This window comes from Sinomicrobium endophyticum, from assembly GCF_052983315.1.
Genome location: NZ_JBRKIS010000043.1, coordinates 128661 through 141678 on the forward strand (window position 1 = coordinate 128661; position 13018 = coordinate 141678).

Genomic DNA, 13018 nt, shown 5'->3' on the forward strand with positions numbered 1-13018 from the left:
CCCGACTCCCGATATCGGGAGCCAGTGCAGCTACTTTAGTTTCTATACCCTTAACTTTCCTTGCCAGTTGTTAAGTTAATAATGCGAATTAAGAGTCGGATTTTTGTTTTGGCCAAAGATCAATCCGTTGTGGTTTTTCAATAAAAAACAGTCGGGTTATTCAGTTTACTGGCATTACCTAAACAACTCAAAAACCTAACAACCAAGAACTAAAGTGTAATTTCCCCGCCGAACGGACAGGATTATTTAATCAACTATCTAGGGGCAATCCCGATAATTATCGGGATCGGGATCAGGACAGGCGTTGGGGAATTAGCCCCATTTAATGGGATTAAATATACCTCCTGAAGGTTATAAAGATTGAAGTTCATCCCTTAACTCGCATTAATAAGTTATTTCACCAATGTCCGCTAAAAATGAATATGTTTTCTTTGAACTCCCGGTACCTATAGCATTCCACTCTTTTTATGACGTGATGATTTGAATTGTATAAATGGTATTTCCCTTTCTGGCCTCTGCGGATACGGACAGGTTTTCAAAGCTCCGCTTATCTTCAGACTCCGGATAAGCGTATTTCTTTCCCATACTTTCCTGTACCGAGACCCACGGAAAAGCCTCCCGTTCCCTTCCGCTTTAATGCCCGGAAAATGGCCATTAACACAATCCCTTTGACACCGGAAGTAGTCCGGTTAGCGGCTAAACCATTCCCTTTAGCCGCTAACCAGGTTACTTTGACGGCTAAAGGGTATAAGTTAGCGGTGTAAGGGGTTCGGTTGACTGCATAAGCAGTTACTTTGACCGCTAACCGGTTTGCTTGTGAATTCATATGCAATTGCTTAAGCGGCTAACCGGGTTATGTTTGCGGCTAAAGGGAATAGGTATGCGGCGTAAGGGCTTCGGTTGACTGCATAAGTAGTTACTTTGACCGCTAAAGGGTTTGCTTGTGAATTCATATGCAATTGCTTAAGCGGCTAACCTGGTTATGTTTGCGGCTAAAGGGAATGGGTATGCGGCGTAAGGGCTTCGGTTGACTGCATAAGCAGTTACTTTGACCGCTAACCGGATTACTTGTGAATTCATATGCAATTGCTCAAGCGGCTAACCTGGTTATGTTTGCGGCTAAAGGGAATGGGTATGCAGCGTAAGAGGTTCGGTTGACTGCATAAGTAATTACTTTGACCGCTAAAGGGTTTGAGTTAGCCGCTAACCCAAACCGGTTCGGTGTAAACGTAATCCCTTAAATGGCAAAAACAGGACCCGGATCACCCGACCTGGAATACGATATGCCGGTCCGGTGACAAAAGCAGGCGTATCTTTACAGGGAGGCTTCCCGTCCTGAACTTGCCGGGAAGCCAGCAGTGATTTTATCGGTTTGGCAATTATATCTCTACCGGTATCGTACTGGCTGAGATGCTTTTAAAGGGTAGAACTCCGACAGTCTATTAGAAATCGTTTAAGGACCTTCAGGCGGTAAGTTTTAACTGTCAAATGTAAAAACCCCGGAAAAATTCCGGGGTTCCTTTTATTCTGATCCCAATTTTCTATGTCTTCCGTTAATCACGGATATTGGCTACTCTTTTCTTAACCTGACCTACCTGGAGATCTTCGAGGACATTTAATGCTTCTTCCACATATACATCTTTAGACAGGTTTTCGTGCCAACGCTGACGTTTGTCACGCAGCACCGTATCCTGGGCCATCAGACTTTCTTCATAAGGCAGAGAACGGAAAGTAAGATCGGTTTTATAATCGGATAAAGCTTCAAAACGTTTTGCTATTTGTTCGTCTTTATCCATTGTCTTCCTGTATGTCTCATAATTCAGAGAATACTTGTTCTCGTTCTGTTTTTCTTTCACCCATCTGGCATTTTCATCAATAAGGGTCAACTGCTCATTTTCAGCCATTCTTTCCTTACTTTTCTTCAACGTGTAATCGTAATTCACATAACCGTCCCAGGTTTTGTAATCGGCGGGGTCTATTTTATCCCAGGGCAACGGATTTTCCTGGTCTTTCTCCCCTATATCTATATAGCTGTACCTGTCCGGCACTATGATATCACTTTTCACACCTTCCAGCTGTGTAGAACCTCCGTTAACACGATAGAACTTCTGTGTTGTAATTTTGAGCGCCCCTACATCGCCAAAATCGTTTTTCTGCCCCAGGAACTGGTTCAGATCCACCACATTCTGCACCGTTCCCTTTCCATAGGTCTGTTTACTCCCAATGACGATCGCCCTTTTGTAATCCTGCATGGCTGCAGCCAGTATTTCCGAGGCTGAGGCCGATAATTCGTTCACAAGGATAACAAGCGGCCCGTCCCACTGTATACGTTCATCCGTATCGGAGAGCACTTCTTTTTTCTTTCCCGAAGATTTCACCTGCACTATAGGCCCTTTCTCTATGAAGAACCCGGCCATGTCCACAACGGTTTTAAGGGAACCACCGCCGTTACCCCGGAGATCGAGGACCAGTCCTTCTATTCCCTGTTCCTTAAGTCTTTCTATCTCTTTTTCCACATCCGATGCGGCATTGCGATCGTCATAATTGTCAAAATCAATATAGAACTTGGGCAGGTTGATTACGCCGAATGTCTTACCGTCTTTCTCTACGGTAGAAGACTTCGCATAAGATTCTTCCAGCTCCACAATATCCCGGATAATAGAGATAACTTCTGTGGTACCGTTCACTTTTTTCAGGGTAAGCTTCACTTCCGAACCTTTGGGTCCCTTGATAAGTTTTACAGCATCATCGAGACGCATTCCAATAACATCTACTGCCTCTTCACTGCCTTGTGCCACGCGCACTATTTCATCTCCTACCTCCACCTGGTTACCACGCCATGCAGGACCTCCGGAAATCACTTCCACTATCTTTATCCTGTCGTTCTTTCTCTGAAGCCTTGCCCCGATACCTTCAAATTTTCCGGACATACTGGTATCGAAACGATCCTTTTCCTCCGGACCGAAATAATATGTATGCGGATCGAATTCGGTCACTATGGCATTCAGATACATTACAAACCAGTCTTTGCGCTCCAGGTCGTCTATCAGGTCATAAAATTCATCCTGCATTTTTTTGGTGGACTCTCTTGCTTCCTGTTCCAGTTCCTTTTCAGACTTCACACTATATTCCGGATCCTCCTTTTTTTTGTTCTCTTCCTCTTCCAGCCTGGTCACATATCCGGAAAGGGTGGAGAACTTGAGATATTTCTTCCATCTGTCTTTCAGTTCTTCTCTCGAAGAAGCATAAGACAGATTATCATAGTCCATTTCGATATCCTCATCTTCGGAAAAATCAAAAGGTTTTTCCAGTATCTCCTTGTAAATTTCCTGTCCTTCCCCGATACGCTTTACCAGGCGTTGTTGTACCAGATCAAAAAAGGTTATATCCGAATCGCGGATCTGATCATCGATCTGGTCACGATACTTTTCAAATTCTTTCATATCCGATTGCAGGAAATAGCGTTTGGAAGGGTCCAGCATGGAAATATACTGATCGAATACTTTTTCGGAAAAGGCATCGTCCATATCTTTGGGGTCAAAATGTCCTTTTTCCAGTACATAAGAGATAAGCTGTATAAGAAGCTTGTCTTTATCCGGGTTCTCGAATGTCTTATTCGTAAAACTACAGGAGGCTACCGATATAAGCAGTGCCGCCAGTACATACACAAAATTTCGTTTCATCTGTCAACTTTTTTTGAATTCCGGAACGGAAAATCATACCGAACTTAAAAGGGGACCTCTCCATAGTTATCTTTTTCCCGGGAAATCCGGCCTCCCTTTTACAGAAATGAACGGCAAATCCATAGCATCCGCTCCGGTTATTTCTTTAAAACCTCTAAATTACTGAAAAAACCATGCCAGTTAGCTACAATGATACTAATTTTTTGTTAAACGGATAACGTTAGGTCAGTATAGTGGTTTTACTCCAATTTGTATTGACTTTACAAAGAAGCTGAAAGTGATTTTTTCCGGAGCAAGGAATCTCAGCCACTCTATAGATTAAAGTTCCATAGAGCGGACGGAAAGTTTACTTTGCTACGGATACTCAAATAATTTTAACCCGTTACGCATTTTAAGCAAAAAGATGGATAAGGAGCCGGTTTTTAAATCCGAAAGCGGGCCTGTTAAAAAGTAAAGATAAGTTTAAGAGACTGTCTAAATTTTGTTTTTGGAATATTTTATAGTGTATTCCTGCACGCCGGCAGGCGGGTTTTCGTCAGATGAAGGTATTTTGAGGGGCATAGCCTAAGCTATGGACCGAAAAATACCTGAAATATGGCGGAAAAAGGCGCATAAAAGACCCAAAGGATAAAACTTAGATAGTCTCTAAAACGGACCTAAGGATAAATGCTTATTTTAGCAATATATTTTAACGACAAAGTTCTATGAAAAAGAGACCCCTGATACTGGTGACCAATGATGATGGCATAGCTGCACCGGGCATAAGGGCCCTTATAGAGGTAATGAAAGAAATAGGAGATGTTATTGTAGTGGCGCCGGACAGCCCTCAATCCGGAAAAGGACATGCGGTTACCATAGATGCCACCCTTTTTTGCAATAAGATCAATATAGACGACCAGGTAACAGAAGAATACAGTTGCTCCGGAACGCCGGTGGACTGTGTAAAGCTGGCGGTAAACGAACTCCTGAAAAAGAAACCCGACATTTGTGTAAGTGGTATCAATCACGGTTCCAATTCTTCCGTAAACGTCATCTACTCCGGTACCATGAGTGCAGCGGTAGAAGCCGGTATAGAAGGTATCCCCGCCATAGGTTTTTCCCTGTGCGACTATTCCTGGGATGCCGATTTCGAAACTATCAAGAGCTATGTAAAGACCATAACCCTGAATGCGCTTGCCAATGGCATCCCTAAAGGAGTGATTCTGAATGTCAATTTCCCCAAACTTAAAAAGGAAGAGATCAAGGGTATAAAAATATGCCGCCAGGCCAATGCGAGATGGGTAGAGGAATTTGACAAACGAACCAATCCGCAGGGCCGGGAATATTACTGGCTTACCGGGAAATTCATCAATGAAGATAAAGGAGAAGACACGGACGAATGGGCGCTGGCCAACGGTTTTATTTCCGTAGTTCCCGTACAGTTCGACCTTACTGCCCACCATTCCATACAAACTTTAAACACCTGGAACCTGAATGATTAAAAAAGAAATCGCCATAGGGTTTGCCATAGGGATCATTGCCAATATATTTGGCTCCCTGCTTTATATTCTATTGTTTTCAAAAGCAGGAATAGAAGAGACTCTTAAAGATGCATTCCAGGTAGGTCATTTTGGCAGTATACTGGCACTGGGGGCACTGCTCAACCTGGTAGCTTTCTTCGGTTTTTTAAAAATAAGACGGGACCACCGGGCAAAAGGCGTATTGCTTGCCACTATTTTCACGGCTGTAATAACCCTCATTTATAAAATATCCTGAAATAGTGAAATAACACCATCCGGACGAAGGAGAACAAAGACATAAAGGATGTACAGAACAATCTGTATTGCAGCATTAAAAAAGGATCAGTCAGATGAAATATTATATCATTGCCGGTGAAGCTTCGGGCGACCTTCACGCTTCCAATCTTATGAAAGCACTGAAGAAACAGGACCCTAACGCGGTTTTTCGCTTTTGGGGAGGAGATCTCATGCAGGCTGTGGGCGGTACTTTGGTCAAGCACTATAAGGACCTTGCTTTTATGGGGTTCGCTGAAGTTCTGATGAACCTCAGCACCATTTTTAAAAACATTGCCTTTTGTAAAAGGGACATTGCTTCTTTTGCCCCCGATGTCATTATTTTTGTGGATTACCCGGGGTTTAACATGCGGATCGCCAAATGGGCGAAAACTACAGGGTACCGGACTCACTATTACATTTCACCACAGCTATGGGCCTGGAAAGAAAACCGGATAAAAGCCATCAAGAGAGACATTGACCAGATGTATGTTATCCTTCCTTTCGAAAAGGATTTTTATGAAAAAAAGCACCAGTATCCGGTGCATTTCGTCGGCCACCCGCTTATTGATGCCATAGCGCAATATCCCAAGGTAAATGAATCTGACTTCCGGAAAATATACAACCTGGAACCGGACAAACCCATCATCGCCCTGTTACCGGGAAGCCGGAAACAGGAAATACGAAAAATGCTCTCCGTAATGCTGGAAATGCCTCCCTTGTTCCCGGAATACCAGTTTGTTATTGCCGGCGCACCCGGACAGGATGCCGAGTTTTACCATCCTTTTATTAAAAATTCCAACATAAACCTTATCCGCAACAAAACATACAACCTGTTGAGTGTTGCCACCGCCGCCCTGGTAACCAGCGGTACGGCAACATTGGAAACCGCTTTGTTTAAAGTTCCGGAAATCGTATGCTATAAAGGCAACTGGTTTTCCTACCAGATCGCAAAGAGGATCATCACATTGAAATTTATTTCCCTGGTAAATCTCGTAATGGATAAAGAAGTGGTTACCGAACTCATTCAGGGAGAACTCAACCGCAATCGCCTGAGAGAAGAACTCACAAAAATTCTGGATGGCAAAAAACGCAGACAGATATTCAGTGATTATCACGACCTGGAAAAAAAACTGGGGGGAAGAGGGGCAAGCGAGCAGACTGCCCGTCTTATCATTTCTGCTATCCAAAATGACTAGTTTACATCCCGCTGCCGGGGGAAACACTTTTTTTATTATTTTAGCCTAAACCAGTTTCTGTTCATGCGGCGAGTTTATTTTACCATCTGTTTGCTTTTGTCCCTGTGTGCGTGTAAATCCAAAAAGTCGGTTTTGGAGACACCAAGATCCGTTACTATCGAAGGGGCACCTCCCAACCGCACCGTAAATGTGGAAGCATGGCCGGGTAGTGAATCGGCAGAATCCCTTCCTCCGGCCAAAGGCAGTGCCCAGGCAAATAAGATCATAGAAACCGCCATTTCCTACAACGGTACCAGATACCGGTACGGAGGCACTACCCGGAAAGGTATGGATTGTTCCGGCCTGGTATACACTTCTTTCCAGGAGCACGATATCGCATTGCAACGCGCTTCTTACATGATGGCAACACAGGGCGAAAAAGTCAAGCTCAAAGAAGTCCGAAAGGGCGATCTTCTCTTCTTTAAAACCGGAAGAAAGAACAGGATAAATCACGTTGGCCTTGTGGTTGACATAAAAGGTCAGGAGATTCGTTTTATCCACTCTACCACCTCCAGGGGGGTGCTTATTTCTTCTTTGAAAGAAGGATACTGGAATCATGCCTTTTCCGAGGCCAGACGTGTCCTGTAGTACACCTCTCCTCTTATTTTACATGTTTTTTTGTATTTTTAAACATGCAATTATGGAATTCCAACATCTTAAAATTGCTTGTTTTTCTCATAGCCGGAATACTATCGGGTTTTTATACCGATATTCCCCGGATCATTATATACGGTTCTATAGCAACCCTGCTCCTTATTTTCTGCCTGTCCTATTATTATTCTTCCCGACCGGGATTTCCGGCTGTCCGATATTTCAGTATCACTGCCCTATGCCTTACCTTTGGTATCGGCGTACTGATAGCAAACTCGGAAAAACCGGAATTCAAGGCGCATCATTACACTAACTATACAAAAGGAGGAGACAAGATCCGCTTTACGCTCCTGAAAGCCCTGAAACCGAATTCTTACTCCTACAGATATATCGCCCGTATCCGGGAAATAAACGGATTAAAAGCCTCCGGAAAAGTCCTTCTTCACCTGAGTCGCGACAGCACGGCTAAAGAACTTTTTACAGGCAACGAATATTATACAAAAGCGACTTTCCGGGATATTCAGGAACCTCGTAACCCGCACCAGTTCCACTACAAAAATTATCTTCGAAAGCAGTACATATACCACCATCTGTCCCTGACACCTGAAGAATTATACCATATCCCCGGGTCGGGGAAAAACCTGTATGCTTATGCGGACGTGGTACGGAATAAAATATCGAAAGCCCTGGAGCACTATCATTTCCCGGAAGAGTCGGTAGTGGTAATCCAGGCCCTTCTGCTGGGACAGAAACAGGATATCCCCGAGGACATTTATCAGGATTATGCTGCCGCAGGGGCACTGCATATCCTGGCCATATCCGGTCTCCATGTGGGTATTATTCTCTTTATGCTGCTTTTTCTTCTACATCCTCTCCGGCGGTTGAAATACGGCAATCTGTTTAGCTTGATACTCACTATTTCGGTATTATGGGGCTTTGCTTTTATCGCCGGGATGTCCGCATCTGTGGTACGGGCCGTATGTATGTTTTCATTTGTCGCTTTGGCGATGCAGCTCAGACGAAAAACAAACATCAGTAATGTACTGTTGGTTTCCATGTTCTTTCTTCTTCTCTTAAAACCTGACTTTCTGTTTGATGTAGGCTTTCAACTCAGTTACCTGGCCGTCTTTTCTATTGTCTGGGTTCAGCCTGTACTGTACGCCCGGTGGAAACCCGGATGAAAAACTACGGACTTCTTATGGAAACTGACCACGGTATCCCTGGCGGCACAATTCGGTGTGCTACCGTTAAGCCTGTATTATTTCCACCAGTTTCCCGGTTTATTTTTCCTTTCCAACCTACTTATTGTCCCTGCTCTCGGCATTATTCTCGGAGGAGGTATCTTTGTAATAGTCCTCGCCCTTTTGCACAGTCTGCCCCCTTTCCTTGCCGGGGCATATGCATATGTCATACTAACCATGAACCGGCTGGTATCCTGGATCGCCCGGCAGGAAAGTTTTGTTTTCCGCGATATTTCCTTCGACGCCGGATTACTCGTATCTCTCTACCTGTTCCTTATACTTTTCTTTTTATGTCTTCAAAAAACTACCTTCCGGAGGGGATCGGCCCTGTTGCTATCTGTTCTGTGTATACAATTGTCTCTTTTATATAACCGTTATGATACCTCTACCCGGGAAAAATGGGTTATATTTCACAAGAACCGGGATACATGTATTGCCCGGCAGCATGGAAAGGAACTGACTATATACGCTCCTGTTCCCGAAAATGAAATAGAGAACGACGGTATCATCCGCACATATGCCGTATCGGAAAGAATAAGTCATATAAAAACGAAAAACGCGCAAAATCTTTACGATGTATACGGCAAGAGTTTACTGTACATCAACAGTGAAGCAATCCCCCTGATACCGGAACTAAAACCCCATGCCATACTTTTGGGGAACTCGCCGAAAATCAACCTGGAAAGGGTTATAGAGGTATATCATCCGGAAATAATTATAGCGGATGGCAGTAATTATACATCTTATATCCGGCAATGGCAGGCAACCTGCAAAAAAGAAAAACTCCCTTTCCACAACACGTATGAAAAGGGAGCTTATATTCTGCGTAAAAATTAGTTTTACACCTCTGCCACAATAGCGCCTTCTCCGTCCTCGGCACCGTGCGTAAGCCTCTTTAACGGTTTCAACAACAGGATTACCACTATGCCGATAAGGGTCCATATAATCATAATCCCGGTAAACACTTCAAAGTCTCCCAAAGACTGGGCCAGTACACCGAGTTTACTTGCAGCATAATTACCAAATCCGGTAGCTGCCCAGTAAAGTCCCATTATGATGGAAGCATATTTCAGGGGGGCGAGTTTGGTAATAAACGAGAGAGAGACCGGTGAGGCGCATAATTCTCCTATGGTATGAAAAAGATAGGCCAGTATCAGCCAATACATAGCGGAAGAACCGGTATTCTGATATTCTGTTGCGGCAGCACTCATGAAACCAAAACCAAGCGCCATCACAATTATTCCAATTGCCATCTTAAACAAGGAAGAAGATTCCTTTCCCTTACGTCTCCATTTGAACCAAAACAGCCCTACCAGGGTTGCCAGGGTTATAATAAAGAAAGAGTTGACCGACTGGAAAACAGAGGCAGGGATCACTCCCATTCCGAAGAAATTTCTGTCCGTTTTTTGCTGGGCATACAGGTTCATTAATCCACCTGCCTGCTCAAATGCGGCCCAGAATAGTATGATAAGAAGGAAAGAAAGCAGCAATACCTTTACCCTGTCTTTTTCTACTGATGTAAGTGGTTTTTCAAGTATTTCCCTGTCCTTATCGTTCTTTACGGATATGAGGTCCCCTACTCCTTTAAGATATTTTTGCCCCCACACATATACTATCTGCCCCAGGAACATTCCTATCGCAGCCAGTCCGAATCCGTAGTGCCAGTTTATCTTTTCTCCAACGTATCCGCAAATGATAGGCGCAGCAAAGCCCCCTATATTTATACCCATATAAAAGATATAGAAGCCGAGATCCCTTCGTTCGTCCTTAGGTTTGTACAAACCTCCTACCATAGAGGATATATTGGGTTTCAGGCAACCTACTCCCAGTATAATAAAGAAGCAACCGGTATAGAAAGATATTTCGGAATTAAGCGCCAGGATAGCGTGCCCTACACATAAAAGCGCTCCACCGAGCATTACGGTTTTCTTTTGCCCGAGTACCCTGTCTGCGAGCCAGCCTCCGGGTATAGACGATACATAAACCAACATGGTATACCATCCGTAAAGGGAAAGTGCTTCCCCGTTTGTCCAGCCAAAACCGGGATTTTTGGAAGTGGTTTCGGCTACCAGGAACAGGGTGAACAGTGCCCGCATACCATAGTAACTGAAGCGTTCCCACATTTCTGTAAAAAATAAGATGTACAATCCCGCCGGGTGTCCGAAAAGTTCCCTCTGATGTGCTGGTTTAGATGTTATTGCCATGAAAGTATATTTATGTTTCTATAGATTTTCTTTAATAAAGTTCGTCATTTTAGTGTAGAGATGAAGTCTGGTATTTCCCCCGTAAATACCGTGATTTTTATCCGGGTAGATGGCCCAGTCAAACTGTTTGTTGGCCTGCACAAGAGCTTCTACCATACGCATCGTATTCTGCACATGTACATTATCATCTGCCGTACCGTGCACCAGGAGATAAGCTCCTTTGAGTTTTTCCACATGGTTTATGGGCGAGTTGTCATCGTAACCCGAAGCGTTTTCCTGCGGGGTACACATGTATCTCTCGGTATAAATAGTATCGTAAAACCTCCAGTTGGTTACCGGAGCTACCGCTATAGCCATTTTAAACACATCATTACCCTTAAGGATACAGTTAGAAGACATAAAGCCACCGTAACTCCATCCCCATATCCCTATCCTTTCCGCATCGACATAGGGCTCTTTACCGAGTTCCCTGGCCGCTTCTATCTGATCTTCTACTTCGTATTTCCCCAGTTCCTTATAGGTCATCTTTTTAAAATCCGCGCCTTTAAACCCGGTTCCGCGCCCATCTATACAGGCTACTATATACCCTTGTCCGGCAAGCATCTGGTACCAGTAATCATTAGCCCCTCCCCATCGGTTAGCCACTTGCTGCGATCCGGGACCACTGTACTGGAACATCAAAAGCGGGTATTCTTTATTCGGGTCGAAATCCGCAGGTTTTATCATCCACATGTTCAGATCATAACCGTTGATACGGATCGTGGAAAACTCTTTTTCGGAAAGATTGTAATCTGCCAGCTTCTGTATCAATGCATCGTTGTTAACGATTTCCTTGATTTCTTTACCGTTCTTTGCATCGTTAAGTGTATAGCGCGGTGGCGTGGAGACACTGGAGTAAGAGTTTATAAAATAACTGAAGTTCGTACTGAAAGTAGCGCTGTTTGTACCTTCCCGGGAAGAAAGCCGTTGCTTGCCTTTACCGTTCAGTTTAACCGCATATACATCCCTGTTTATGGAGCCGTTTTCTACAGACTGGTAAAAAATACGACCGGTTTTAGCATCATAACCGTAATAATTGGTCACTTCCCACGGTCCTTCGGTGACCTGACGGATCAGTTTCCCGTCCTTCCCGTAATGATAGATATGATTATACCCGTCTTTCTCACTCGTCCAGATAAAGCTGTTGTCTTTCAAGAAAGTAAGGTTATCCGTAATATCTATGTATGCTTTATCTTTTTCGCTAAGAGCTACTTTGACAGAAGCATTTTTCACACTATAGAAAACCAGTTCCAGGTTATTCTGGTGACGGTTAAGCACCTGTACACTGAGTATATCGGCATCATTGCTCCATTTTATCCTGGGAATATAATAGGCATTTTCCAGCTTAACTTCTTTGGTATTTCCTCTTTCCAGATCGTAAACAAACAGGGACACTTTGGCATTGTTCTCTCCTGCTTTCGGGTATTTGAATTCCTGTTGTACAGGATAGAGTTGGTTTCCGTAAACATCCATAGAGAACTCGGGCACTTCACTTTCATCGAACTTTATATACGCTATGTCCGTGCCGTCCGCGTTCCATTCGAAAGCCCTTACAAAAGCAAATTCTTCTTCATAGACCCAATCAGTGATACCGTTTATTATCTTGTTTTTTTCTCCATCGGTCGTGATTTGTTCGGTTTTTCCCGACACGAGGTCTTTTACATAGATATTGTTCTTAAAAACAAAAGCCACTTTATTACCGTCCGGTGAAAAAGTGGGCTCCTGAATTTTATTGTCTGAAATTTTCTGTGTTTTCTTACTCTGTATATCGTACATATAATATATGCCCAATTTCGAATGGCGGTATACCGGTTCCACATCTGTAGCCAGTAAAACCCTGGATTCGTCGTTACTGAACGTATAGGAAGTGAAATAAGATATCCCCTCAAGGTCTTTGGCAGACACTATGGTCTCCACCTTTTCCAGGGTATTATAATCATATCTGTCTACCGATATCTCTTTGGATTGACGGTCCATATTTAAAATGGAGTACTGTTTCCCGTTTTTCATGGAATGGAGTACATCCATACCTTCGGCACTAAAAGTTCCATTCCAGATTTGCTCTAAAGTAATTTGACGATCCTGTGCAGTAAGCGAAGTTGTTAATCCTGCAAGTAAAACGGACAAGATGAAATATTTTTTCATTAAAGTTTAAATTATTATCAGCAAACAAAAAAATCTGCCAAGTATACTGTTTTTTTTGCGAAAATATAAACTTTTTCAGTTAAACTGTGACATTTCAAGGTTTTT

9 protein-coding genes and 1 pseudogene are annotated in these 13018 nt (G+C 43.5%); 6 read left to right on the plus strand and 4 right to left on the minus strand.

All coding sequences use genetic code 11. From position 1 onward, the window contains the following. Positions 1-553: 553 nt before the first annotated feature. Positions 554-826, minus strand: a complete 273-nt coding sequence (locus tag ACVBDU_RS17245; RefSeq protein WP_447180970.1) for a hypothetical protein — start codon at positions 824-826, stop codon at positions 554-556. Between the two features lie 727 nt (positions 827-1553). Then, the gene (locus tag ACVBDU_RS17250; protein WP_447180971.1) at positions 1554-3683 is read right to left on the minus strand and encodes a carboxy terminal-processing peptidase; all 2130 of its coding nucleotides are present in this window, start codon (positions 3681-3683) and stop codon (positions 1554-1556) included. Between the two features lie 704 nt (positions 3684-4387). Here ACVBDU_RS17250 and surE point away from each other — a divergent pair. The 6 genes and pseudogenes from surE (at position 4388) to ACVBDU_RS24035 (ending at position 9362) form a co-directional block, all read left to right on the plus strand. Next, complete coding sequence (surE, locus tag ACVBDU_RS17255) at positions 4388-5164, plus strand: 5'/3'-nucleotidase SurE (protein WP_447180972.1); 777 nt, start codon at positions 4388-4390, stop codon at positions 5162-5164. Further along, positions 5157-5438, plus strand: coding sequence for a hypothetical protein (locus tag ACVBDU_RS17260; protein WP_447180973.1), 282 nt, complete (start codon positions 5157-5159; stop codon positions 5436-5438). The genes surE and ACVBDU_RS17260 overlap by 8 nt, the downstream gene beginning before the upstream one ends. A gap of 94 nt (positions 5439-5532) precedes the next feature. Then, positions 5533-6654 (plus strand): lipid-A-disaccharide synthase, encoded by a 1122-nt coding sequence (gene lpxB, locus ACVBDU_RS17265; protein WP_447180974.1) that lies wholly within the window; start codon positions 5533-5535, stop codon positions 6652-6654. Between the two features lie 132 nt (positions 6655-6786). Then, positions 6787-7281, plus strand: coding sequence for a C40 family peptidase (locus ACVBDU_RS17270; RefSeq protein ID WP_447180975.1), 495 nt, complete (start codon positions 6787-6789; stop codon positions 7279-7281). A 44-nt stretch (positions 7282-7325) separates the two neighbouring features. Beyond that, positions 7326-8816: pseudogene (locus tag ACVBDU_RS17275) on the plus strand (ComEC/Rec2 family competence protein); the annotation flags it as partial. A gap of 63 nt (positions 8817-8879) precedes the next feature. Beyond that, positions 8880-9362 carry a hypothetical protein gene (locus tag ACVBDU_RS24035; RefSeq protein ID WP_514372387.1) on the plus strand — a complete coding sequence of 161 codons (483 nt, stop codon included), beginning with the start codon at positions 8880-8882 and terminating at the stop codon, positions 9360-9362. 2 nt (positions 9363-9364) lie between these two features. Here the strand turns inward: ACVBDU_RS24035 and ACVBDU_RS17280 are convergent, their stop codons facing one another. Both ACVBDU_RS17280 and ACVBDU_RS17285 read right to left on the minus strand, forming a co-directional pair. Continuing rightward, positions 9365-10729 carry a peptide MFS transporter gene (locus tag ACVBDU_RS17280; RefSeq protein WP_447180976.1) on the minus strand — a complete coding sequence of 455 codons (1365 nt, stop codon included), beginning with the start codon at positions 10727-10729 and terminating at the stop codon, positions 9365-9367. An 18-nt stretch (positions 10730-10747) separates the two neighbouring features. Continuing rightward, the gene (locus ACVBDU_RS17285) at positions 10748-12913 is read right to left on the minus strand and encodes a S9 family peptidase (RefSeq protein ID WP_447180977.1); all 2166 of its coding nucleotides are present in this window, start codon (positions 12911-12913) and stop codon (positions 10748-10750) included. Positions 12914-13018: the final 105 nt, after the last annotated feature.

Bases quoted from the DNA above. Each gene is read 5' to 3' on its own strand.
- ACVBDU_RS17245 (WP_447180970.1), bottom strand. From the start codon at position 826: ATGAATTCACAAGCAAACCGGTTAGCGGTCAAAGTAACTGCTTATGCA.
- ACVBDU_RS17250 (WP_447180971.1), bottom strand. From the start codon at position 3,683: ATGAAACGAAATTTTGTGTATGTACTGGCGGCACTGCTTATATCGGTA.
- surE (WP_447180972.1), top strand. From the start codon at position 4,388: ATGAAAAAGAGACCCCTGATACTGGTGACCAATGATGATGGCATAGCT.
- ACVBDU_RS17260 (WP_447180973.1), top strand. From the start codon at position 5,157: ATGATTAAAAAAGAAATCGCCATAGGGTTTGCCATAGGGATCATTGCC.
- lpxB (WP_447180974.1), top strand. From the start codon at position 5,533: ATGAAATATTATATCATTGCCGGTGAAGCTTCGGGCGACCTTCACGCT.
- ACVBDU_RS17280 (WP_447180976.1), bottom strand. From the start codon at position 10,729: ATGGCAATAACATCTAAACCAGCACATCAGAGGGAACTTTTCGGACAC.
- ACVBDU_RS17285 (WP_447180977.1), bottom strand. From the start codon at position 12,913: ATGAAAAAATATTTCATCTTGTCCGTTTTACTTGCAGGATTAACAACT.